This is a genomic window from Lacinutrix sp. C3R15 (assembly GCF_018860825.1).
Lineage (GTDB): Bacteria > Bacteroidota > Bacteroidia > Flavobacteriales > Flavobacteriaceae > Oceanihabitans.
On the sequence record NZ_JAHKPZ010000015.1, the window covers coordinates 320,645 to 345,057 of the forward strand.

Genomic DNA, 24,413 nt, shown 5'->3' on the forward strand with positions numbered 1-24,413 from the left:
TTCAATTTTGAAATTTATACTCTTTCAAATAGAGTTAGTTTAAAACAAAAAACCACGCTGAAAAGCGTGGTCTTTTTATTGAGATTATTTTCTTAATCCTAATTCTTTAATAATTGCACGATATCTTAAGATATCTTTCTTTGTTAAGTAGTCTAGTAATGCACGACGCTTACCTACTAACTTTACTAATGAACGCTCTGTATTATAATCTTTACGATTTTGTTTTAAGTGTTCTGTTAAGTGATTAATTCTTGCAGTGAATAATGCAATTTGTCCTTCTGCAGAACCTGTGTTTTTGGCGTTACCACCATGTTTTGTAAAGATTTCCTCTTTTCCTTTTTGATCTAAATACATGCTAATATTATTGTAAATGATTTTTATGTACACGAAAGCTCTTCTTTCGAGCGGCAAATATAAGTATTTTTATTTACATAAATATATAAAAACAAAAAAAGACCTTTTCAATTTAAAAAGAAAAGGTCTTTTTGTTTATGTTGTTGCTTTTTAGGCTCTTAAAGGTTGGTTGAGTACCAGGTCAATATATTGGTTTACTCTGTTTTTTAATTCGTTTCTGTGCGTAATAAAGTCTAAGAAACCATGTTCTAATAAAAACTCAGAGGTTTGAAAGCCTTCTGGTAATTCTTTTCCGGTAGTATCTCTAACAATTCTTGGTCCTGCAAAGCCAATTAAAGCTCCAGGTTCACTAATGTTAATGTCTCCTAGCATGGCAAAGGATGCTGTTGTTCCTCCTGTTGTTGGGTCTGTGCATAAAGAGATGTATGGTATTCCTGCGTCTGCTAGTTGTGCTAGTTTTACAGAAGTTTTTGCTAATTGCATTAAGGATAATGCTGCTTCCATCATACGCGCTCCTCCAGATTTAGAGATAATCATGAATGGTATTTTCTTTTTTAAGGAGTAGTCTGCTGCACGAGCTATTTTTTCTCCTACTACGCTTCCCATAGAACCTCCAATAAAACTAAAGTCCATACAGGCAATTACTAAATCATTACCTTTTGATTTACCAACTGCAGTACGTACTGCGTCTTTTAGTTTTGTTTTTTCTTGGGCTGCTTTTAAACGTTCTGGATATTTTTTGGTGTCTTCAAACTTTAAAGGGTCTTTAGATTCTAGTTTAGCATCTAATTCTTTGTATTTATTGTCGTCAAAAAGTATTTCAAAATATTCATTACTACCAATTCTTACGTGGTAACCGTCTTCTGGACTTACGTAAAAGTTTTTTTCTAGTTCTTTTGCGTCTACTATTTTACCTGTTGGTGATTTGTACCAAAGGCCTTTTGGAGTGTCTTTTTTTTCTTGTGTTGAGGTAGTGATACCTTTTTCTTTTCTTTTAAACCAAGCCATATAGATTTACGATTTTAGTTTTCTAAAATTAATTTAGTTCGTTCTTATTTAAAATAAGATAAGTGTACAAAATTACTGATTTTATTAATACAACTGAAAAATAGAAGAGGCTATCTTGTTTTCTAGCGTTTTTTCTGTATAAAAAATTCCGTTTAAGTGCTGGTTCTGTTTAGTTTAAACGGAATTTTATTTTATGTAATTATCTCGGTTTGCGTTAGGGATGGAGCAATTGTTGGAGCACATCTTGGATTGCGACTTGCGAGAGCCCGACCCTTGGGTAACGCCAAAATAATTTTAAAGTGTATTTACATTATTTAAATCTTCGAATGCTTTTTTAAGACGTTCTACAAATGTTTGTTCTCCTTTACGTAACCAAACGCGAGGGTCGTAATGTTTTTTGTTTGGAGATTCTGGACCGTCTGGACTACCTATTTGTGATTGTAAGTATTCGGTTTTTTCAGCCATATAGTCTCTTACTCCTGACATGAATGCGTATTGCATATCTGTGTCAATATTCATTTTAATTACACCGTAACCTATTGCTTCTCTAATTTCTTCTAGTGTAGATCCTGATCCACCATGAAATACAAAGTCAATATGGTTGTGTGGTAAATTGTGTTTTTTAGAAAGGAATTCTTGTGAGTTTTTAAGAATTTTTGGAGTTAGTTTTACGTTTCCTGGTTTGTATACACCATGTACGTTACCAAATGCTGCTGCAATAGTAAATTGGTCGCTTACTTTACTTAATTCTTCGTATGCGTAGGCTACTTCTTCTGGTTGTGTGTATAGTTTAGACTCGTCTACATCACTATTGTCTACACCATCTTCTTCTCCTCCTGTGATACCTAATTCTATTTCTAGAGTCATGCCCATTTTGCTCATTCTTGCTAGGTATTCTTTACATATTTCTATGTTTTCTTCAAGAGGTTCTTCGCTTAAATCAATCATGTGTGAGCTGTATAATGGCTTACCTGTTTCTTTAAAGTGTTGCTCACTTGCATCTAATAAACCGTCAATCCATGGTAATAATTTTTTAGCGCAGTGGTCTGTATGTAAAATTACAGGAACACCATAGGCTTCTGCCATTAAGTGTATATGTTTAGCGCCTGCTACACTTCCTGCAACAGCTGCTTTTTGGTTTTCATTGCTAAGGCCTTTTCCAGCGTTAAATTGTGCGCCACCATTAGAGAATTGAATAATAACTGGTGCGTTTAAAGCAGCTGCAGTTTCTAAAACACCATTGATAGTATTAGAGCCAATAACGTTTACTGCAGGCAGTGCAAAGCCTTTTTCTTTAGCAAGTTTAAAGATTTCTTGTACTTCACGACCTGTTGCTACTCCTGGTTTTATATTATGTGCCATATTATTTTTTGGTTTTTAGTTATAAGTTTGTTTAACCAAAAGTACGTAATTTTTAAATAATTATAGTAGAATAAACGTAATCTTAACCAGAAAATATGCTATAACGTTTTCGTATGAATGCTTCTAAAAAGGGTAGTTTATACCTATATTGTATACGGCTTTATTAAAGTTGTAGTTGTAAAACCAACGGTTGTTATCTAGGGCAGGGTTGTAGGTTTTAAAGCCTATATCTAGCCTTGCTACTGCAAAACCAAAATCATACCTAATACCAAAACCAGAGCCAATGGCTATGTCTTTTAACGAGGAAAAACTTGAAAAAGTAGCTTCGTCGTTTTCTACATCATCAAGTACATTCCAGATGTTACCAACGTCTATAAATAGAGCAGCGTTAACATTGCCAAATACATTAAATCTGTTTTCAATACTAAATGCTAGTTTTAGATTAGCTTCATTAAACTCATTGTTAGATTCTGAGCTTCCTGGGCCTAAGCTATAAGCAGTCCATGCGCGATTGTCATTGGTTCCTCCAGCAAAGAAACTTTTAGAGAAAGGGATGTTTGTAGAGTTGCCATAAGGTATGGCTATACCTAAAAACCCTCGTGCAGCAAGTACATTTTTATTGCCTAAATCCCAATGACGTATATAATCAAATTCTGTTTTTACATATTGCGAGAATGCGACATTAAAAAATTCGTATTGATCGTTGCTGTTTTTTTCTAGACCAAATACTTTAGATGCTGTAGAGAATATGTTTCCTGCTAATTCTAATTTAAATCTAAAAATAGAAAAGGTTTCATCAAATAAATTTTCACGTTTGTCTTTTGTGTAATAGTAATTAGAAGAGAAGATAAGGTTGTTTTCTGTTAACCTGTCTTTACGTTCACTAATAGCAGAAATGGTTTGGTAATCATCATCACTAGAAGTTAAGGAAGTGTTTTCGTTTAGTACGTCTGTAATAAATAAATCTGCTTCATCTGGAATGGATAAATCAGCGCTATCTGTGGTGTACTCAAGATCTTGGGCAATATCATTTAAATTATCATAAGAGGTTTGGTATACGTTAAAATAATTGTCTGTATTTAAGTTTCTTACGTATTGTGCGTTAAAAACATCTAATCTGTTAGTTACCATGTTGTTTGGGTACCACTTGTAATTAAAAGCACCTGTAACCGTTTGTTTGTCTAAACCTATATTAGTTTGGCTTGTCATTGCTAAGGATATAATGGTACTAGGAAACATGTATTTAGGTATTATTTTTTCGGTATTAAACGGAGAAAATAATCTAGGAATAGTAAGTCTTAGGTTTGCACCAATTTCATTGATGTCAAAAAATTGGTCGCTATCATTTGCTGCATCTTTTGAAGCACCAATAGAACCTATAGCAGAAAGTTCTAAGGTTTCTGCACCTTTAAATACATTACGCATAAATATACTAGGGTTTAAGGCAAAACCAATGGTTTGTATATTGCTTTGCGAAACTTCTGCACTAAAACCAAGGTTAAATTTCTTTAAAGGGGTTAAGTAAATGTTTGCAGTAAGAGTAGTATCTCTATTTTCTATATATTCAATATCTGGATATTTAAAGGTTTTTAAATTACTTATATGTCTGTAAGTGCGTGTTCTGTTTATGTCTTTAAAAATACTGTGAGGAGTAATAAAAACGGCGTCTGTTAATGCTTTAGGGTTATATCGCATTTTACCGATACTAAATAAATTGTAATTGTTGTAGGTTAAAGTGTCACTTATTGTTTTGTTTCTGTTTTCATAAGAGCTGTTGGTATATATATTAACATCTTTAACGGTGTATTTTTTAAAAGGACTAGTGTAGTTAGAGTCTTGTTTTCTTAATACTCTGTTTTTAATTTGTAAATCTACAATTACTTTTTGGTCGTTATTAATAGAGTCCATTTCAAAAAACACATAATCTTGGCTAAAATGATAGATACCAGAATTTAAAAATAGATCTGTAATACGTTGTCTTTCTAGCTCAAAATTAACAGACTTATACTGTTCTTTTTTAATGAGGGATTTGTTTTTTTCTGCTTGATATAGAGAGTCTAAAATAGGTGTTTCTATAGAGGTTATTAGGGAGTCTACTTTATAAAGTTTTCCTGTATTTACCGTGTATTTTACAGCCGCTTTTTTGTTGGATAAAGTATCTGTTGAAGCGGTTGCTTTGGCATTAAACCAGCCGTTATTAATATAGTAGGCTTCTAAAAGATTAATGGATTTATTGGTTTTAGATTCGTCAATAATTACCGGAGCTTCTCCTGTTTTTTTTAGCCAAGCATTAAAGTTTACTTTAGATTCTAAGTATTTGTCTAGTTGTTTTTTTGAAAGAAAATTTTCTAAACGTTTTTTTCGTTTAGGATTTCTATTGATTTGTTCGTTTACAATAGAATCTATATTAGGTCTTGCTGTATTGTATATGTGAAGGCGTAAAGGTATTCCTAAAAGTTTTCGGTTTGGACTTTGAAATAGCAGGTTGTTTATGCGTTCTGAGTTTACTTTTTTGTTATTTACAACTATACTGTTATTAACCAATAGGTGTTTATTATCTGCAACTCTTTTAACTGAATCACACGAAGTGAAAAACACAGTAAGTAATACAAGTATTATTAAATTGGTATTAAAGGGTTGTGGATTCAAGAATGTTATGTGATAAATTAATACTAATTTTGTTTTAATGAATTTAAGGTTTCATCTTTAGCCAATAAAATCTTTTTTATAGTTTCAAAAATACATTATTTACATGTTAACCAAAAGCCAAATAAAATTAATAACTAGTTTAAAGCAAAAAAAGTATAGACAGCAGGAAGGTTTGTTTGTTGCAGAGGGATTAAAAACAATTAAAGAATTATTAAACTCTTCTTTAGAGTTGTATCATGTATTTACAATAGAGTCTTTTCACATTACTGGCGAAGCAGAAACGATTATAACAGAAAAAGAGTTAAAGAAAATTAGTTTTTTAACTACACCTAACAAGGCTCTAGCTGTATTTAAAATACCAAAAACTCAAGAGGTAAATACCAATTCACTTATTGTTGCTTTAGATGATGTTAGAGATCCTGGTAATTTAGGAACTATAATTAGGTTATGCGATTGGTTTGGTATTAGAGATTTGGTTTGCAGCAATGCTACTGTAGATTGTTATAATCCAAAAGTAATACAAGCCACTATGGGGTCTATAACTAGAGTTAATATTAGTTATTTGCATCTAGAAAACTTTTTAAAAGAAACTACAACAGCAGTTTTTGGTACTTTTATGGATGGCGAAAATGTATATAAAAGCCAGTTACCAAATAAAGGTGTTTTAGTTTTAGGAAACGAAGCTAATGGCATTTCTGCATCTATTGAAGCATTAGCAAGTAAAAGAATAAGTATTCCTAGATTTGGGCAATTACAAGCAACAGAAAGTTTAAACGTTGCAACTGCAACCGCTATTTTATTAAGTGAGTTTAAAAGAGAAAGTGTTTAGAAATTTTTTTGAACACTTTTAAGTTTGGTTTTAGCTTACTAAAAAGTGGCTTGTTTTATTGAAAAGTTAAGTTTATAAATAATCCTCTGGTTTTCATGCTTGAAATGTTTCCTGTCCATGGGCTGTTTGGGTCTTCATCAGGCACAATTTCTTCATTTAAAGCAAAAATACCACGAACAGAAGGAGTGAATTTAAAGAAGAATAAATAGAAATCAATACCAAAACCAACTTCATAATACATGTTGTTTTTTTTCATTCTAAACTCTCCAGCACTATTGTCATCAGGATTGTCTTGGTTACTTGAAAGGTTTAAAGCGGTAGAAATACCACCAACAATAAATGGTTTAAAGTTGTTAATACGTTTTGTAGAAAATTTTAAAAGTAATGGTATGTGTATGTATGTAGATTTAACTTCTCTTATTAAATCTGCATCTGTAAACGCTATTCCTTCAAAATAACTTTCGTCATAAATTAAATTTCTAGAAGTTATAAATAAACCTGGTTCTAATCTTACATCTATATAATCATTAACTCTTAAATTACCAACAAGACCAACGTTAAAACCTGTACTTGTTTCTACTTGAATATCTTTTTTATTTTCGTAATAATCAAAATTAAAATTATAGCTATTAAACCCAAGAAAGTAACCATAGCTTAAACGTGCTTTATCTACGTTTTCATTGTTTTTTATACGTTCTTTGCTAAATAACTGAGCAGAAGAGGTTTGAAAAACAAAAAGAGTGATTACTATAGTAAGTATATTTTTCATAAATTATTTTGATGATTTATATATTGTTGCCACACCAAATGTTTGCGGGAAATCTTTAACATTAATAAACCCCGTTTCTCTTAAAATATTGTTTAAAGCTTCGCCAAAAGGAAAAACAGAAGCAGATTCGCATAAATATTTATAAGCACTTCTATCTTTAGAAAAGATTTTACCTATTAAAGGCAGAATGTTTTTTGTGTAGAAATTATAGCCTTGTTTAAAAGGTGTTTTTGTAGGCATAGAAGTTTCTAGTATTACAAAAGTACCTTGAGGTTTTAAAACTCTATAGATTTCTTTTAATCCTTTTTCAAGGGTTTCAAAATTTCTTACACCAAAAGCAACGGTTATAGCATCAAAAGAATTGTCTTCAAAAGGCATGTTTTCGCTATCTCCTAAAACCATTTCAATCGTGTTTTCTAATCCACGTTTTTTTATTTTGGTTTTACCAATTTCAAGCATACCACTACTTATGTCTAAGCCTACAATTTTATCGGCATTGGTTTTAGCTAGATTAATGGCAAGATCTCCTGTACCTGTAGCAATATCTAAAATGGTTTTTGGTTTTGCTTCATTAACCATTGTAACTACTTTTTTTCGCCATGAAACATCAATTCCAAAAGAAATAACTCTATTTAAGCCATCGTAATCTTTTGAAATAGTATCAAACATTTTGGTAACTTGCTCTTTCTTACCTAAATCGCTATCCTTGTATGGTTTTATTTTTGACAAATTTATTTTTTTTGCAAACTTACATATTTTTTTTCTTTAAATAGTTCTAGAGTAGCCAAATCAAACACTTGCAGTTAATTTATGTTCTAAAATAATTTGCTGTATATTTGCATACGTTTTATACTATAAACTAATAAAGTCTAAATTACAAGTTGTGTAATGTTTTGTATATTTAAAGAATGCATATAACATCTTACCTATTTAAAATAACGCATATTAACAGATGAAAATAATTATTGCTGGAGCTGGTGAAGTAGGATTTCATTTAGCAAAATTATTGTCTTATGAGTCGCAGGAAATAACTTTAATCGATATCAATAAAGAAAGTCTGTCTTATGCAGATAATCATTTAGACATAAAGGTTATTAAAGGAGATGCTACTTCTATTTCTATATTAAAGGAAGCTAATGTAAATCAAATAGATTTGTTTATTGCTGTAACCGCTTCTGAAACTACAAATATTACAGCTTGTGTATTAGCCAAACAGCTTGGTGCCAAACGTACTATTGCTAGAATATCTAATACCGAGTTTATACAAAATAAAGAAGAAGTTGGGTTTACAGAATTAGGTATAGACGAATTAATTTCGCCAGAATCTTTAGCAGCAGCAGAGATAAAGCTTTTGCTTAATCAGTCTGCATTTAGCGATAGTTATGAGTTTGAAGAAGGTGCATTAACTATGGTTGGTTTAAGCTTGTCTAGAACAGCTTCGTTTGTTGGTAAAACAGTAAAGGAAGCAGCCGAGTTATTTAATGAAATTCATTTTGTGCCAATTGCAATACAGCGTTTTGGTACGCAGTTTACTATTATACCAAGAGGAGATACAGAGTTTAAAGAAGGAGATAATGTAGTGTTTATTACTAGTGAAGGAGGAGGAGAAGAGCTTTGTAAAATGACAGGTAAAAGTAATGCCGAAATTAAAAATGTCATGGTACTTGGTGGTAGTAAAATTGGTTACAAAACCTCAAGAGGTTTGTGTAGTAAAAACTTTAATGTAAAACTTATTGAAAAAGATAAAGACATCGCTTTTGAACTTGCCGATGAACTAGAGAAAGTTTTAGTTATTAATGGCGATGGTAGAAATGTAGATTTGCTTGACGAAGAAAATATAGCAGACATGGATGCCTTTATTTCTGTAACAGGAAACTCTGAAACCAATATCATGTCTTGCCTGGTAGCAAAATCTAAAGGAGTGAAAAAAACTATTGCTCTTGTAGAAAACATGGATTACTTTGAGTTGTCACAATCTATAGGTATTGATACTCTTATTAATAAAAAACTACTTGCTGCAAATAATATTTTTAGATATATACGTAAAGGAGAAGTTGTAGCAATGACTAAACTAAACAACATGAATGCAGAGTTGTTAGAGTTTAAGGTTAAAGAAACTTCAAAGATTAATAAAAAGTATATTAAAGACGTAGATTTTCCAAGATCTGCTATAATTGGAGGTGTTATTAGAGATGGTAAAGGCTATATAGCATTAGGGAACTTTAAAATTCAAAAAGGAGATAATGTTGTTGTATGTTGTTTACCAAGATCTATTAAACGTGTTGAAAAAATATTCTTGTAAATGAGAGCAATAAAGCTTAACTACAAAATTATTTTCCATTTTTTGGGATTGCTACTATTGTTTAATGGAGGCTTCATGCTTCTATCTTCACTAATAAGTTATATTTATCAAGATGGCGTTACTTTTAAATTGTTTCTTTCTGGTATTGTAACTCTATTTATTGGTGTTATAGCAATGGTTGCTACTAGAAAGCACAGTAAAGAAATGAACAAACGTGAAGGTTATATTGTTGTAACTTTTGGATGGATTGTCATGTCACTTTCAGGAACTTTACCTTATGTTTTTACAGAAAGTATTCCGCAATTTACAGATGCTTTTTTTGAAACCATGTCTGGTTTTACAACTACAGGAGCTTCTATTTTAAATGATATTGAAGCTGTACCAGAAGGTGTATTGTTTTGGCGAAGTCTAACGCATTGGATTGGTGGTATGGGTATTATTGTATTAGCAATAGCTATTTTGCCTTTGTTAGGAATTGGAGGGATGCAGCTTTTTGCAGCAGAAGCTCCAGGGCCAAGTACAGATAAACTGCATCCTAGAATTACAGATACTGCAAAGCGTTTATGGTTAATTTATTTTGGTTATACTATTGCAGAAACTATCTTATTGCAGGTAGCAGGAATGTCTTTTTTTGATGCTATTAATCATTCGTTATGTACTTTATCTACAGGAGGTTTTTCTACTAAAAACGCAAGTGTAGCGTATTGGAATAATAAACCTATAATACAATATATTATTATTGTGTTTATGTTTTTAGCAGGAACCAATTTTGTATTAAGTTACTTTGCTTTTAAAGGCAAAGTGCAAAAAGTTATACACGATGAAGAATTTAAACTCTATTTTAAGTTTATTGCCATTTTTACAGCTATAGTAGCATTGATAATTTATTTTAGAGCAGATCTTACAGAATCTACTATTGCGCATCCTATGGTTTGGGGAGAAGGCGAAAGTGCTTTTCGTCATGCTTTATTTCAAGTGTTGTCGGTTATTACAACAACAGGTTTTGTAACAGCAGATTATACCTTATGGACTCCCTTTTTGGTGGTTTTCTTTTTTGGTATTATGTTTCTTGGTGGTTCTGCAGGAAGTACTTCGGGAGGTGTAAAAGTAGTACGCCATTTGGTATTGATAAAAAATGGTTTTTTAGAGTTTAAACGTACTTTACACCCAAATGCAATTGTTCCTGTTAGGTATAATAAAAAAGCAATTTCAGGTGAAATTGTATTTAATATTCTAGCCTTTTTTATTCTTTATATGTTGTCTTTTATTGTAGGAGCTTTAGTGTTTTCTATGATGGGAATAAATTTTGAATCTTCTATAGGTTTAGCTGCTTCTAGTCTTGGTAATGTTGGTCCTGCATTGGGTAACTTTGGTCCTGTAAATAATTATGCTGCATTGCCTGGTTTAGGAAAATGGTGGTGTAGTTTTTTAATGCTTATAGGAAGGCTAGAACTGTTTACTGTACTTATTTTATTTACACCTTTCTTTTGGAGAAATAGGTAAGCTTTTAAAATATACACTCCCTTATCTTTTGCTGTTTGCTGCATTTTAATAAACTTTTATTTTGCGGTTTTTTTGCATGTCAATTACTTCAATTTTATTTTAACATGTAACATTTTAGTACAATTTACTACTTATATTGTATAAAGCAGCTTTATAGTAGATTGTTAACTGATGATCTTTTGAGCTAACCTCAAAATAATCTTTTATAGTGTGTAATATGGAAATCAAGAATCTAAATTCTTGTAATAGATTTCTATTGTCTAAAATGTAATATTTCAATTTTAAAATCTAAAAATTATGGGGTTTGGTGGTTCTGTACAATCAATGATTACTATTCTTAAAAATAACGAAAAAATGCGCTCTAAGCGTAATAGAAAAACTTTTAAAGGAAGCTGTTCTAGTGTGAAGTTGCAATTTCCAAATACTGCTACTAAGCAAGATTTAAAGAAGATTAAAAAAAACATACAAAGTGAACAAAAACAATTACAAGTAAAACAAATGCTTGTTTTTGGGTTTGTTTTTAGCATTCTAATAACACTAGTAATTATGTATATATAACTATGGCTTTAATAGATTTTATGTTGTTTGGGTTCAAGAAAAATGAAAAGCTTAGAGGTTTAAAAAATAAAATTTTCAATTCAATTTTTAATAAAAAAGGAAAGGTAGACTCTTTATATACTTTTCCTGATGCAACACCAGAAGTGTTAGAAAGAATACGTTTACAAATGGCTATTCAAAATAAAGAAGAGACGATTCGTTATTTAATAAGTTTAGTAATTATTTTGCTATTATTTGTAATAATAGTTTTATAAAAAAAAAGCCATGAATTAAGTATTCATGGCTTTTACTATTTTATTAAAATAAAGGTTACTAACTAACCGCTTCTTTAATTCTTTTTATAGCTTCAATAATTTGATCTTGACTAGCTGCATAAGAAATACGAATACAGTTAGGGTTACCAAAAGCTTCACCAGTTACAGTTGCAACTAAGGCTTCTTCTAATAGGTATAAAGAAAAATCTGTAGCATTGTTTATTTTTTTTCCTCTTAAGGTTTTTCCAAAGAAAGAAGAAATATTAGGAAATACATAAAATGCACCTTCTGGTGTGTTAGTGGTAAAACCATCTACATCATTTAATAAATCTAGTACTAAATCTCTTCGTACTTTAAATTCATCAATCATGAATTGTACTCTGCTAGGAGACTCGTTTAAAGCTGTAATAACAGCGCGTTGTGCTATACAGTTCGCTCCACTTGTTACTTGACCTTGTATTTTGTTACAAGCACGAGCAATAGCTTCTGGAGCTCCTAAATAACCAATTCTCCAACCAGTCATTGCAAATGCTTTTGATACACCGTTAATAGTAATGGTTTTGTCATACATACCATCTATTTCAGCCATACTTACATGACCACCAATAAAGTTTATGTGTTCGTAAATTTCATCAGAAACAACATAAATGTTTGGGTGTTTTCTTAAAACTACAGCTAAAGCTTCTAATTCTTCTCTACTATATACAGATCCACTAGGATTGCAAGGAGAGGAAAACCAAATCATTTTAGTTTTTGGTGTAATAGCAGCTTCTAATTGTGCAGCTGTCATTTTAAAGTCGTTTTCAATAGAAGTTTCTACTTCTACAGGAACACCTTCAGCAACTTTTACTATATCACTATAGCTTACCCAATACGGACAAGGTAAAATAACCTCGTCACCAGAGTTAAGCATTACCATTGCTACGTTATATAAACATTGTTTTGCTCCAGTAGAAACCACAATTTGAGGTAAGGTATAGGTTAAGTTGTTATCTCTTTTAAACTTAGTGATAACCGCTTGTTTTAACTCTGCATATCCATCAACAGGAGTGTATGAGCTATAATTTTCATTAATAGCTTGTATAGCTGCTTCTTTAATAAAATCTGGTGTGTTAAAATCTGGTTCACCAAGACTTAAACCAATAATGTCTTTTCCTTCTGCTTTTAATTCTCTTGCTTTTGCTGCCATAGCTAAAGTGGCAGATGTAGACATGTTAATTATCCTTTCTGAAAGTAGGCTCATTGTAAATTGTTATTTATAGTACTAATATTAATTATGCCATACTAGGTTTTTGACCTAATACTTTTAGTTGTTCATAATGTTCTGCAATTGCTTTCCAGATGGTGTTGTACTCATTATATGGTAAGCTAAATTCATGAGCTGTTTCTTTAACAATTTTTGCTATGTTTTTGTAATGAACATGGCTAATATGAGAAAATAAATGGTGCTCTACCTGTCTGTTTAATCCTCCTGTGTAAAACTCTACCAACCAACTTTTAGGAGAAAAATTTGAAGTAGTAAATAATTGGTGAATAGCCCAAGTATTTTTCATGTTACCGTTTTCGTCAGGCACAGGCATTTCTGTATTAGGCATTACGTGTGCTAATTGAAAAATAACACTAAGAATAATTCCTGCTGTATAATGCATAATTAAAAAGCCTATTAATACTTGCCACCATGTGTAGCCTAAAGATAAAGGTAAAACTACCCAGATAGAATAGTATATTATTTTACCAATAATTAGTTTAGTCCATTGTGTAGCAGGTTTAGGAAAATCGCCATAAGATAATTTTCTTTTTAAATACACGTAGGTTTGTTTAAAATCTGTTGTAATTGCCCAGTTTACCGTTAGTAAACCGTATAAGAAAAAGGCATAATACTTTTGGTATTGATGAATTTTTAGCCATTTAGAATGCTTTGAAAAACGAATAATTCTTCCTGCATCAATGTCTTCATCGTGTCCTTGAATATTTGTGTAGGTATGGTGTAGAACATTGTGTTGTACTTTCCAGTTATAGTCATTACCAGCAAGAATATGTATGCTGCTTCCCATTAGTTTATTTACCCATTTTTTACTTGAAAATGATCCATGATTTGCATCGTGCATAACATTCATTCCTACTCCTGCCATACCTATACCTATAACCATCATAGATATAATTTGCAGCCAAGTTGGCATGTCAATAGTTAATAATAGTACTAAAGGACCAAGTAGTAATGTAAACATTATAATGGTCTTAATGTATAACTTCCAGTTTCCTGTTTTTTTTATGTTATTTTCTTTAAAATAGTTGTTAACACGCTTGTTTAGTGTCCTGAAAAATTTTGCAGAGTCTGTTCTTGAAAAGGATATTGTTTGTTTTGTCATGCTGTTACTTTTTACTGTATTGAAACTTTAAAATATAAGTATCAATTATTGCACCAAAGATAATTAATATTGATATGCATCTTAATAAAATTTTCATAAAAATGCACGATAATTTCTCTACTTTTGTGCAAAATTAAAATAATATGCAGCTAATTCTTAAGTATTTTCCAAACCTTACAGAAGATCAGATAGATAAGTTTACCAAGTTAGAAGCTTTGTACCAAGATTGGAATTTAAAAATTAATGTAGTTTCAAGAAAAGATATTGATGAACTGTATTTACGTCATGTTCTTCATTCTTTAGCTATTGCCAAAGTGATAGATTTTAAACCTAACACCAAAATAATGGATGTTGGTACAGGTGGTGGTTTTCCAGGAATACCTTTGGCTATTCTGTTTCCAGAATGTTCTTTTCATTTGGTGGATAGTATTAATAAAAAGCTGAATGTAGTTAGAGAGGTTGTTGAAGGATTAGGTTTAGAAAACGTGAAAACTACACATTGTAGAGTAGAAGAAATTAAAGATACTTATGATTTTATTGTAAGTAGAGCCGTTGCTGCAATGCCTACTTTTGTGCATTGGGTAAAAGGTAGAGTAGCAAAAAAACAAAACCATGCACTTAAAAATGGTATTATCTATTTAAAAGGTGGTGATTTATCGGAAGAGCTTCAAGATTACCCTAAAGCCACTATTTATAACATTTCAGATTTTTATACCGAAGACTTTTTTGAAACAAAAAAAGTGGTACACTTACCTTTAAAATTTAAAGGTTAAATAATAATAAAAAAAGCTTCTCTAAAGAAGCTTTTTTTATTAGGTAAGCTAGTTTTAGCGCACTACAAACTTTGTTTTTAGGTTTTTGTTTTCTGTAGTTTCTATATTTAAAATATATAAACCAGAGGCAATTTGTAAAGGTATGTTTGTTCTTTCGTTTAAAGTAATTTGTGTGTTGTAAACCATTTTTCCTGTTACATCTACAATTGTAATTTTAGTATTTTCATAGGTTTGTGTACTTACAATATTTAAACCATTACTAATAGGGTTTTGCTCTAGTTTAATATTGTTTTGCAAGGTAACATCTGTTGAAAGCGTTTCTTGAAATATTTCATATAAAGCAAATGCTACATTTTCTTGGGTTAAGGTAACATGAGGTTCATTTAATGTAGGCATATACCAAGCATCAAAAGGCGTGGTGTTTGTTGTAGATCTTCCTGTAGTAACACTTGAGGGTGTATGAAACCAGTTTATTTCATTATTAGTAATTTCAAAAGCCATAGCGCTTACACTTGGTATAAAATTAAAGTAATCTGTGTTTAATGCACCTAAAAAATCACCAACCAAACCATCTGTTGCTAAGTCATCGGTTAACTTTAAAATGTCAAACAATCCTCCTGAAGCAGCATCTATTCCGTTAGTATAGGTAAAGGCAGTAGAATTTGCATTGTTATGTCTGTCATTAGCTAACGGAAACCACCAAGAAAAATCTAAATGCACTTTACTGGTTTGAATTTGCGTTCCTGCATAAGGTGTAAAATGCGTTTCTATCTTCATATCTGCTCCAGTCATTACATCAATATCTGCATCTAGAATTTTACTACCAGGAACCAAATTATTCATATTTGTAGTATTATCAGGATAACGACTATTATTTCCGCTTCCATTTATAATAGATACATTTCTTGTTAATTCTGGAAAGCCAGAAGTAGTAAGGCTATTCATGCTATTAAAAAAAGTGTTTTTAAAAGGATGCGCTCTTGGTGTTGCTAAACTATTATTAAAAGAAACACCATCGCTATTGGTAATATGTGGTTCAAATTGATCGGTTAGCATTTGTCTGGCAGCAGCAGAGGTTAACATGCCATCAATAATAGGTTGTAGTTCTTCTACGTTTTGGTCTCCTAGTATCCAAAAATCATCTAAACCAAAAGCAAGAAAGTTAAACTGATGTTGAAATCCAATAGGTACGTTAGCTCCATGATGTGGTGCATCAAAAGAAATCCATAATCTTGTTTCGTGATTTATATTTGCATTTTCCATATAGTTTAATGCATATCTTGAAATTAATCCTCCCATACTTGGTCCTATCACCACATTTTGTGCACTACCTACTTTTTGCATGTTTATTAGGTTAATTAATTCTACTAGAAGCATCGCGTTTCGTTCTATAAAGTCTGAACCTCCATCAATAACTTGATTGTCTGTAGCTCTCGTATACACAGGAAAATTTAAGTACACTACATCAAAGTCTTCTTCTTTAACTAATGTTTCAAGGTTTGAGGTTGTGCCATTGTCATCAAAATTTAACAATTCTTGTAAACCGGTAATATCTCTACCATCACCAGGATCAAAACCGTCTACTAAAAAAATGGGTTTGTCTAAAACGTTGTCGTCGCTTAAAAATATTTCATATTCTCCAACTCCAGGATAAGAAGTGGTTTCGCCATAAGCAGAAAGATTAGGAGTAATGCTTGATGTAAAGGTTGCAACTTCTCTATTGAACAAATTGCTTAAATCTTGGTTTGAATATTTAATTTCAATAGTAGAAGTTCTAGAAACGATCTCACCAGTATTTAAGGTTATATTAAAATGTATTGTTTTTTTTCCTTCCTCGGTATACAATACTGTAATGTTTTGATTTGTATTAATGACTCTAAAACCTTCTCCATCATTAAAATCTGCAGTAATTTTATCTATGCTATTATTAGTTGTATTAAATACATTTGAAGCATCTAAGCGAAAAGTAGTTTGTAGTCCTTTTGTTTTTTTTCTAAGAGGAGCAGCAATGGTTAAGCTGCTTTTTTCAAAAATTGGTGTTTCTGTATCTGCTCTTAATATATAGCCTTGTGCATCAACAGTAACTTTGTTGTTTTGAAATGCAGTATCTGTTACAGATTCAAACTCTGTATGTAAAATTGCTAAAGGAATTACTTTGGTAAAGTAACTTTGTTTGCTTTGTTCTTTAAGGTTTTGTAATGGTAAAAGGCGTTCTTGTAAATCTCCTTGAGCAATGGTTTTATAGGCTTGGTAAAAATGTAAATGGTTTACTTTTTTATGGTTGTAGTTGGTAATGTCTTCTGTTAAAGCGTTTTGTGTTAGAATTTGCGTTTGCATTCCTGAGGTGTCAAACTTTGTAAAAGCTTCCTTGTTTTGCGCAAATGAGGAAATGCTTAAGAGGGATAATAAAAGGAAATAGAAATTTTTCATAATATATTTAAGGATTGATTAATTGATTTAAATATATAAACTTCTCTTGGTAGTATTTTATTTTTGTAGTATAATTCGGATAAAAAGCATAAAAAAGCCCTTAAAATGACAAAATTTTAAGGGCTTTTTTAAGAATGTGTTTGTTTTCTTTAAAAAGTAGTTGTTAAATTCATAGTTAATCCTGTTGCTTCAGGTACAAAACGACAAACACCACCAACACAAACAAGTCCAGCACGTTGGCGACCATAATTAAGGCCTAAACGTGTTGCTCCTTTTGTAAAGCTTCCACCTAAGTTGTAATAATGTGTTTTTTCTGTGTCTTTGTCAGAACCACTATTATAAATGTCATTTACATAGATTGAAAATTTTGAATTAAAGTTATATTCAAGAGTTCCACCTATCCAGTTATGGTCCTCTGAATTAGACCATAGTTTTTGAGCTTCTATTCTAAAAGATCTTCCTTTACCAAGTTTATAGGTGGATTCTGCAACTAAAATATTAGTTTTAATAGTTTCAGCAGAAAAAATACTTAGCATTTCTTTTTGGTTAGCATATTGGTTTACGTAATAAAAAATAGAGCTTAATTTTTTGTTCCATTTTTTACGTACTTCTAAACTTACATCTGAAAAATATTTAGATCCAAATCCTAAAAAATCCATATCATAATCTATGTTTTCAAAATCTGTAGAAACATCTCCTTTAAGGCCTGACCAATAGGATGCGTTTACGGCAATTTTAGTACCATATTTACCTCCTAAAGGGGTGTCTTTTTTTATTTTATAGTACAGGTCTACTTGTCCGCCAATTTCTCCAACTTTAAATATTCCAGCGTCATACGTAAAGTTTACTATGCCTTGAGGTTGGTACACAAAAATATTGGTTAATAAGTAATCGTGTTGTTTTGTTAACGCAGGAATAAAGTTTGCAATATTTTCAAAATATACATTTCCAGCAGTATTTCTATCAGAATAAAAACTCATGTTTTCTAGACGTCTAAAAGTGGCGTCAAGACCAAAACCAGATTTTGAATAACCAGCATTTAATAAAAGCGCATTACCTGGTTTAATAAAATCATCAGGAAAAATATTATTATCATTAATGTTTTGTACTACTGCATCCTCTCCTTTAGCTACATATTCCATACTAGAATAAAAATTATTATGACTAAAATCTATTCTACCAGAAAAAGCATTGGTTAGCTCGTTAAATTCTGCATCTATAATATCTGTTGCTTCTTTTCTTCCAACATAACTAAACCCAAGGCTAATATTTGATTTTTCAAATTGCAAAGCATTAGATACATTAAATTCTGTATTAAATCCAAAAAATTCACCATCAGAAAGATCAAAACCTACACGTTGTTTACCATATAAAGCTGTAAGCGAAAGGTAGTCTGTAGGGCTATATTCGGCTTTACCACCAAAAAGTGCATTGTTAATACCCAATTGTCTGTCTTCCCAGTTTCTTAAAATGAGTCCACTACCAAACTGAGCGTAATAATGACCAGCAGTAACATCTAGTTTAGCGTTTTTATAATTAAGAGAATAAGTACCAAGATTGGTGCCTTTTAAATTTGGCGAGTAGTTTAGTAAAGCAAAAGGCTCATAAGATTCTACTTGAACAGAAGCTGTAAAGTTTTTTAAAAACTTATAATCTATTTTTAAATAGTTATTAAATCTTAAGTGTTCATCACTATCGTTATTAACGTCATCTTGAAAAGGTCCGGTTTTTTTATCATCGTTATACCAAGCTCCATTACTTTCTATACCAATAGCTAAATTGTCAATTAATTGTGCAAATATAAGTTGTCCTGAAAAGCTGAGAAATAGGACCAGAATTATTTTTTTCATTAGGTTAGTTTGTGGTGATTATATATTTTTAGTTAGGGTTATTTTTACTTTGAGTGCTCTTGAATAATTTCATATAACTCATCTTCAGCTCCAGGAGTATAACCACTATGTCTGTAAATTATTTCGCCGTTTTTTACAATTACTATATGTGGAATAGTAGATATGTTTAGTGCTCTTTTTAATTCTTGATTTTCGTCTAGTAAAATTTGGTATTCCCATCCTTTTCCGTTAACCATTGGTTTTACTCTTTTTTGTGTACGAGAATCATCTGTAGAAACCGCAATAATTTCTACTTGTGTTTCTTCTTGCCATTCGTCATATACTTCACTTATAGCATCTAACTCATTAACACAAGGTACGCACCATGTAGCCCAAAAACTAAATACTTTAACAGTATCTGTATTAGAAATTTCAGTTACGTTAACAGTGTCTCCGTCTAGAGACTTTAAATCAATATTAGGTAAGTTTTGAGAAAATAATACAGATGAAAATAAAAGTAATGTTAATAGAATAGTAGTGTTTTTCATAATAGATTTTTAATTGTAAAATAAGATTAATGGTGAAAAAAAAACAATATTAACAACAAAACTATGAAAATGTACTATATTTAGCGAAATATTTTAACAATGAAATAATTTTTTATGAAGACAAATTTATTTTTACGCGCATTCTTTTTATGTTTATTAGCTTTTACTTTTGGCTGTAGTAGCAGCAGTGATGACTCTGGTTCTACTGGGGCTGATGATGATGGAGGTGGAAACGTAGTGACTTTAACTAGTATTACTATTAGTGCTAATATAGCAAGTGTTTATGTTGGTGAGACTGTTACTTTTACAGTAACTGGAAATGATGGTTCAGACTTAACTGCTTTAGCAGATATTGTTGTTGATGGTACAACTTTAGCAAGTAATACTTTTTCATCTGCAGTAGCTGGTACTTTTAATGCGGTAGCTACTTATAATACATTTACTAATAGTACTGTAATTACAGTAGATACACCTCCAATTGTGTTTAATAAAAATGTTTTAATTGAAGATTATACAGGAGCTTGGTGTGGTTATTGCCCAAGAGTTGCTTATGGTATAGAACGTGTACAAGCGAGTACAGATCAGGCAGTGGTTGTAGCAATACATAGAGGTAATTCTTCAGGTAGTAGTGTTGATCCTTATAATTTTCCTGCAGGTGATTTGGAAGATTTAGTTGGTTTAACTGGTTATCCAACAGCAATGTTAAACAGAACTACTTCTTGGAGTTATCCAGAACCAATTAATTCAGGACAAGTTGTTAATTTAACTGGAGATGATGCAGCATTAGGTTTGGCTTTAAGTTCTACTATTAATGGATCTGATATGGAAATTGATGTGAATGTAAAATTTGGAGAAGATTTTTCTTCTAGCAATTTAAAGCTTGTTGTTTATGTTTTAGAAGATGGTTTAATTTATGATCAAACAAATTATACTACTTATTACGGAGGAACTTCTGTTATTAGTGATTTTGAGCATAATCATGTTTTAAGAGCTTCTTTAACAGATTTATTAGGAGATGAAATACCAAGTGCAGAGACTACTAAAGAAAGTGTTTATACTGCTACTTTTAATGTAGGTATTCCTTCTAATGTTAGTGATGACTCAAACATACATGTAGTTGCTTTTGTTGTTGATGACAGCAATGCAGCGTTAAACTCTAGAGGTGGAGATTTTGGTGAAGACCAAACTTTTGAAGAAAACTAGAAAGTATTTATATTAAGAAAATAAAAAAACCGAAGCGAAAGCTTCGGTTTTTTTTTTGTGTTTAATAGTTTTTATATACTATCCTAAAAATGGATATCTGTAATCTGTAGGAGTTACAAAGGTTTCTTTTACCATTCTAGGAGAAACCCAACGTAATAAGTTTTGTGCAGATCCAGCTTTGTCATTTGTTCCAGAAGCTCTAGCTCCTCCAAACGGTTGTTGCCCAACTACTGCTCCTGTTGGCTTATCGTTAATATAGAAGTTTCCGGCACAGTTTTGTAAAGCTTCTGTAGCTTCTGTAATTGCGTATCTACAAGTTGCTAATATTGCTCCAGTTAATGCATATTCGCTAGTTTGGTCTACTAGTTTTAAAGTTTCAGAGTAAGCATCATCTTCATATACATATATTGTAATTACAGGGCCAAATAACTCGGTACACATGGTTGTGTATTTTGGGTCTTTAGCAAGAATAACTGTAGGCTCAATAAAGTATCCTTTACTCTTATCATAGTTTCCACCAGCAATAATTTCTGCATCAGCATCTGCTTTTGCTCCATCAATATATTTAGCTAGCTTATCAAAAGAACCTTCATGAATTACTGCAGTAATAAAGTTACTCATGTCTTCTGGAGATCCCATTTTTAAAGATTTCATATCTTCAATAACAAAATCTTTTACATCTGCCCATAAACTTTTTGGTATATACGCTCTAGATGCTGCACTACATTTTTGTCCTTGAAACTCAAAAGCACCTCTAACAATAGCAGTAGCTACTTGTTTTGCATTTGCTGTTTTATGAGCAACAATAAAATCTTTACCACCAGTTTCACCTACAATTCTTGGGTAGGTTTTATAGTTATGAATGTTGGTTCCTATTTGTTTCCATAATTCTTTAAAGACAAAAGTAGAACCTGTAAAGTGTAAACCAGAAAAATCTGGACTTGCTAATACGGTATTTGTAATCATTACAGGATCACCAAAAACAACATTAATAACACCATCTGGTACACCTGCTTCTTTAAAAACATCCATGATTACTTTAGCAGAATATACTTGGCTGTCACTAGGTTTCCAAACAACAACATTTCCCATTAAGGCCATACAAGCAGGTAAGTTTCCTGCAATAGCTGTAAAGTTAAAAGGGGTTACAGCGTATGTAAAACCTTCAAGTGGTCTGTATTCTACTCGGTTCCAAGCATCGCTTGTACTTTCTGGTTGTTCATGATAAATGTCTGTCATGAACTGAACATTAAAACGTAAAAAGTCTATTAACTCACAAGAAGCATCAATTTCTGCTTGGTGTATGTTTTTAGATTGTGCAATCATTGTTGCAGCATTAATTTTAGCTCTGTATGGTCCAGCAATTAATTCGGCAGCTTTTAAAAATATGGCAGCACGTTGTTCCCAAGGTGTATTAGCCCAAGCAGTTCTAGCTTCTAAAGCCGTAGAAATTGCTTCGTCAATATTTTTTTGTTCTGCTACATGGTAGGTTCCAACTACATGTTTATGATCGTGAGGAGGAGACATGGTTCTGGTGTTTCCAGTAGTTACGTCTTTTCCGTTAATATACATTGGTACATCTACCTTACTGTTAAACATTTCTTTGTATGCTTTTAATACAGCTTCTCTTTCAGGAGATCCTGGAGCATAAGATTTAACAGGCTCATTAATGGCAATTGGTACGTTAAAAAATCCTTTTCCCATGATTGTTTATTGGTTTTGTGATTCGAAAATTTTTGAGGTACAAAGTTACGATATTTTTATAGATAAGTAAGGGCTAGTAATACTAAAGACAAGTTAAATTATAAGATATTTTTTTGTAAGTTGCTCTTTCGTTTAAAGACTATACAAACATGTGTACAGTAACTATTTTTCCTACAGGTGAAAATGATTTTGTGCTTACCTCTAACAGAGATGAAGCGCCAAATCGAGTGTCTCTAGTGCCTGATTTTTATGAGGTAGATGCTGCTAAATTGTTGTTTCCTAAAGATAAAAAAGCGGGAGGAACATGGATTGGTGTAAGTGATAAAAACCGATTAATATGTTTATTAAATGGAGGTTTTAAGCATCATAAAAGAAAAGAAAGCTACAGGTTGAGTAGAGGTGTTGTGGTGAAAGATTTATTAGCTTCAAAAGAAATTGTTACAGCAATAGAGGCTTATAATTTTCAAGATATAGAACCTTTTACTTTGGTGATTGCAGACTGGAATACTAATCTACAATTTTACGAATTGGTTTGGGATGGAGATCAAAAACATTTTAAAAACTTACCTAAAGAAGCTAAAATATGGTCTTCTTCCACATTGTATTCTAAAGCAATGAAAGATGAAAGGACGCAATGGTTTGATGATTTTAAAAAGGGAAATAAATTAAATTCCGCGAAAGCGTTACAATTTCATAAAAACACACATATAAATAACAAGGAGTATGGTGTGGTTATGGATAGAGGTTTTGTAAAAACGACTAGTATTACACAAGTTGAAAAAACGAAGGGTGTAGTGTCTATGTGTTTTGAAAACCTTGCCAAAAACACGAAATCTTTAAGCACTTTTTTATTTACAGAAACCGTACATGAATAATACAGCATTTATACTAACGCTTGCGTATCCTGAAACTATAGTTATGGTTGCAGACGAGTGGTATTCGCCTTTTTTGCGTTTTTTTGGTATAGGGAAAAAGAATTATTTAAGAGCAGGTCATGCCGCTTTGGTATTAATTGATAAAGCTACGGGAGTTTTAGAGTACCATGATTTTGGAAGATATATTACGCCAGAACCTAGCGGAAGAGTGCGAGGTAGAGATACAGACCATGAATTAGATTTTGCTATTAAAGCTTCTATTAAAAATGGAGAAATACAAAATTTAAATGAAATTTTACAATTTCTAGCTACACACCCAAAACTAACACATGGCGACGGTAAATTAATAGCTTCGGTTTGTGATTCTGTAGACTATACATTGGCTAGAGCACATATTACAAAAATGCAAGAACGCCATTTTATACGTTATGCTGCTTTTGCCAAAGATGCATGTAATTGTGCGCGTTTTGTAACCGATACTTTAATCGCTTCTGTTACAGATGAGGTGATACATAAAAAGCTACAAAAATCGAAATGGTTTACGCCTAGTACTATTGGCAATGTAGTACTTGCAGATACTAAAAACAAAGTGTATGAGGTGTCTGAAACAGGAGAAATTGCAGATTATGCTTCTACAGTAAGTAAAGATAATAGATTGTATTTTTTAGATAGATTAAAAAATCACACACCAAATTTTGTAGGTACATTGCACCCTAAACCTGTTGCTAATTTACATGAAAAAGCACAATGGCTTTCTGGTATTGCTGCAGGAGCTTGGTATGAATTGCATGCTACAGAAAATAGTTTAGAGTATTGGTATAAGCGTATTTCGCCTCACGGAAATGTAGATGTGCACGCTTTATATGAAGTGAGTGAAACAGGGTTTAATTATCAGGAAACCTTTAGTTTTATTCATTATTCTAATTGTAAATTTTTTCATGTAGAACAAAAAGGAACAGTTTATAGGTTTGAAATAAAGGAGTAAACGTTATTTCTTTTAGATTATAAATATACGTTTATATGCCACCTGTTTTTAGAGGCTGTCTTATTTTTTGTTAGTTCCTGTGTTTTAAAAGTGTAATATTCAACACAAA

Annotated in this window: 21 protein-coding genes; 9 read left to right on the forward strand and 12 right to left on the reverse strand. The window is 31.6% G+C overall.

Going from position 1 to position 24,413, the window contains the following annotated elements:
• Nucleotides 1–84 precede the first annotated feature (84 nt).
• The 4 genes from rpsO to KO494_RS06860 all read right to left on the reverse strand — a co-directional run bounded on the left by rpsO (nucleotide 85) and on the right by KO494_RS06860 (nucleotide 5,373).
• Complete coding sequence (gene rpsO, locus KO494_RS06845) at nucleotides 85–354, reverse strand: 30S ribosomal protein S15 (protein WP_215966849.1); 270 nt, start codon at nucleotides 352–354, stop codon at nucleotides 85–87.
• Nucleotides 355–504: 150 nt separating this feature from the next.
• Nucleotides 505–1,362 carry an acetyl-CoA carboxylase, carboxyltransferase subunit beta gene (gene accD / locus KO494_RS06850; RefSeq protein ID WP_215966850.1) on the reverse strand — a complete coding sequence of 286 codons (858 nt, stop codon included), beginning with the start codon at nucleotides 1,360–1,362 and terminating at the stop codon, nucleotides 505–507.
• 294 nt (nucleotides 1,363–1,656) lie between these two features.
• Nucleotides 1,657–2,724 (reverse strand): class II fructose-bisphosphate aldolase, encoded by a 1,068-nt coding sequence (gene fbaA / locus KO494_RS06855; RefSeq protein ID WP_215966851.1) that lies wholly within the window; start codon nucleotides 2,722–2,724, stop codon nucleotides 1,657–1,659.
• Between the two features lie 123 nt (nucleotides 2,725–2,847).
• Nucleotides 2,848–5,373, reverse strand: a complete 2,526-nt coding sequence (locus tag KO494_RS06860; RefSeq protein WP_215966852.1) for a BamA/TamA family outer membrane protein — start codon at nucleotides 5,371–5,373, stop codon at nucleotides 2,848–2,850.
• 103 nt (nucleotides 5,374–5,476) lie between these two features.
• Here KO494_RS06860 and KO494_RS06865 point away from each other — a divergent pair, with 103 nt between their 5' ends.
• The gene (locus KO494_RS06865; RefSeq protein ID WP_215966853.1) at nucleotides 5,477–6,202 is read left to right on the forward strand and encodes an RNA methyltransferase; all 726 of its coding nucleotides are present in this window, start codon (nucleotides 5,477–5,479) and stop codon (nucleotides 6,200–6,202) included.
• Nucleotides 6,203–6,257: 55 nt separating this feature from the next.
• Here the strand turns inward: KO494_RS06865 and KO494_RS06870 are convergent, their stop codons facing one another.
• On the reverse strand, nucleotides 6,258–6,971 hold the full coding sequence (locus KO494_RS06870; protein ID WP_215966854.1) for a porin family protein: 714 nt from the start codon (nucleotides 6,969–6,971) through the stop codon (nucleotides 6,258–6,260).
• 3 nt (nucleotides 6,972–6,974) lie between these two features.
• The gene (gene ubiE, locus KO494_RS06875) at nucleotides 6,975–7,700 is read right to left on the reverse strand and encodes a bifunctional demethylmenaquinone methyltransferase/2-methoxy-6-polyprenyl-1,4-benzoquinol methylase UbiE (RefSeq protein ID WP_215966855.1); all 726 of its coding nucleotides are present in this window, start codon (nucleotides 7,698–7,700) and stop codon (nucleotides 6,975–6,977) included.
• A 223-nt stretch (nucleotides 7,701–7,923) separates the two neighbouring features.
• Between ubiE and trkA the strand changes: the two genes are divergently transcribed.
• The 4 genes from trkA to KO494_RS06895 all read left to right on the forward strand — a co-directional run bounded on the left by trkA (nucleotide 7,924) and on the right by KO494_RS06895 (nucleotide 11,588).
• Complete coding sequence (gene trkA / locus KO494_RS06880) at nucleotides 7,924–9,273, forward strand: Trk system potassium transporter TrkA (protein ID WP_215966856.1); 1,350 nt, start codon at nucleotides 7,924–7,926, stop codon at nucleotides 9,271–9,273.
• Complete coding sequence (locus KO494_RS06885) at nucleotides 9,274–10,776, forward strand: TrkH family potassium uptake protein (RefSeq protein ID WP_215966857.1); 1,503 nt, start codon at nucleotides 9,274–9,276, stop codon at nucleotides 10,774–10,776.
• Between the two features lie 297 nt (nucleotides 10,777–11,073).
• Complete coding sequence (locus KO494_RS06890) at nucleotides 11,074–11,334, forward strand: hypothetical protein (RefSeq protein WP_215966858.1); 261 nt, start codon at nucleotides 11,074–11,076, stop codon at nucleotides 11,332–11,334.
• Nucleotides 11,335–11,336: 2 nt separating this feature from the next.
• Complete coding sequence (locus KO494_RS06895; protein WP_215966859.1) at nucleotides 11,337–11,588, forward strand: hypothetical protein; 252 nt, start codon at nucleotides 11,337–11,339, stop codon at nucleotides 11,586–11,588.
• A 58-nt stretch (nucleotides 11,589–11,646) separates the two neighbouring features.
• On the opposite strand, the gene KO494_RS06900 is transcribed toward KO494_RS06895, so the two are convergent.
• Together KO494_RS06900 and KO494_RS06905 are read right to left on the reverse strand one after the other, a co-directional pair.
• Entirely contained in the window at nucleotides 11,647–12,831 is a 1,185-nt protein-coding gene (locus tag KO494_RS06900; protein WP_215966860.1) for a pyridoxal phosphate-dependent aminotransferase, read from the reverse strand.
• 31 nt (nucleotides 12,832–12,862) lie between these two features.
• The gene (locus KO494_RS06905) at nucleotides 12,863–13,957 is read right to left on the reverse strand and encodes an acyl-CoA desaturase (protein ID WP_215966861.1); all 1,095 of its coding nucleotides are present in this window, start codon (nucleotides 13,955–13,957) and stop codon (nucleotides 12,863–12,865) included.
• A gap of 143 nt (nucleotides 13,958–14,100) precedes the next feature.
• On the opposite strand from KO494_RS06905, the gene rsmG reads away from it, so the two are divergent.
• Nucleotides 14,101–14,730: a 16S rRNA (guanine(527)-N(7))-methyltransferase RsmG gene (gene rsmG / locus KO494_RS06910; RefSeq protein WP_215966862.1), complete on the forward strand. Its 630-nt coding sequence runs from the start codon at nucleotides 14,101–14,103 to the stop codon at nucleotides 14,728–14,730.
• 54 nt (nucleotides 14,731–14,784) lie between these two features.
• Here the strand turns inward: rsmG and KO494_RS06915 are convergent, their stop codons facing one another.
• From KO494_RS06915 to KO494_RS06925, 3 genes are all read right to left on the reverse strand, one after another.
• On the reverse strand, nucleotides 14,785–17,160 hold the full coding sequence (locus KO494_RS06915; RefSeq protein ID WP_215966863.1) for a T9SS type A sorting domain-containing protein: 2,376 nt from the start codon (nucleotides 17,158–17,160) through the stop codon (nucleotides 14,785–14,787).
• A 149-nt stretch (nucleotides 17,161–17,309) separates the two neighbouring features.
• Nucleotides 17,310–19,010 carry a DUF6029 family protein gene (locus tag KO494_RS06920; RefSeq protein WP_215966864.1) on the reverse strand — a complete coding sequence of 567 codons (1,701 nt, stop codon included), beginning with the start codon at nucleotides 19,008–19,010 and terminating at the stop codon, nucleotides 17,310–17,312.
• A 44-nt stretch (nucleotides 19,011–19,054) separates the two neighbouring features.
• The gene (locus KO494_RS06925) at nucleotides 19,055–19,537 is read right to left on the reverse strand and encodes a TlpA disulfide reductase family protein (RefSeq protein WP_215966865.1); all 483 of its coding nucleotides are present in this window, start codon (nucleotides 19,535–19,537) and stop codon (nucleotides 19,055–19,057) included.
• A gap of 114 nt (nucleotides 19,538–19,651) precedes the next feature.
• Between KO494_RS06925 and KO494_RS06930 the strand changes: the two genes are divergently transcribed.
• Nucleotides 19,652–20,740, forward strand: coding sequence for an Omp28-related outer membrane protein (locus tag KO494_RS06930; RefSeq protein ID WP_215966866.1), 1,089 nt, complete (start codon nucleotides 19,652–19,654; stop codon nucleotides 20,738–20,740).
• 78 nt (nucleotides 20,741–20,818) lie between these two features.
• On the opposite strand, the gene pruA is transcribed toward KO494_RS06930, so the two are convergent.
• Nucleotides 20,819–22,444, reverse strand: a complete 1,626-nt coding sequence (pruA, locus tag KO494_RS06935) for an L-glutamate gamma-semialdehyde dehydrogenase (RefSeq protein WP_215966867.1) — start codon at nucleotides 22,442–22,444, stop codon at nucleotides 20,819–20,821.
• A gap of 149 nt (nucleotides 22,445–22,593) precedes the next feature.
• Here pruA and KO494_RS06940 point away from each other — a divergent pair, with 149 nt between their 5' ends.
• Both KO494_RS06940 and KO494_RS06945 read left to right on the forward strand, forming a co-directional pair.
• The gene (locus tag KO494_RS06940; protein ID WP_215966868.1) at nucleotides 22,594–23,319 is read left to right on the forward strand and encodes an NRDE family protein; all 726 of its coding nucleotides are present in this window, start codon (nucleotides 22,594–22,596) and stop codon (nucleotides 23,317–23,319) included.
• Complete coding sequence (locus KO494_RS06945) at nucleotides 23,312–24,304, forward strand: DUF6695 family protein (protein WP_215966869.1); 993 nt, start codon at nucleotides 23,312–23,314, stop codon at nucleotides 24,302–24,304. The genes KO494_RS06940 and KO494_RS06945 overlap by 8 nt, the downstream gene beginning before the upstream one ends.
• The last annotated feature ends 109 nt before the right edge of the window (nucleotides 24,305–24,413 follow it).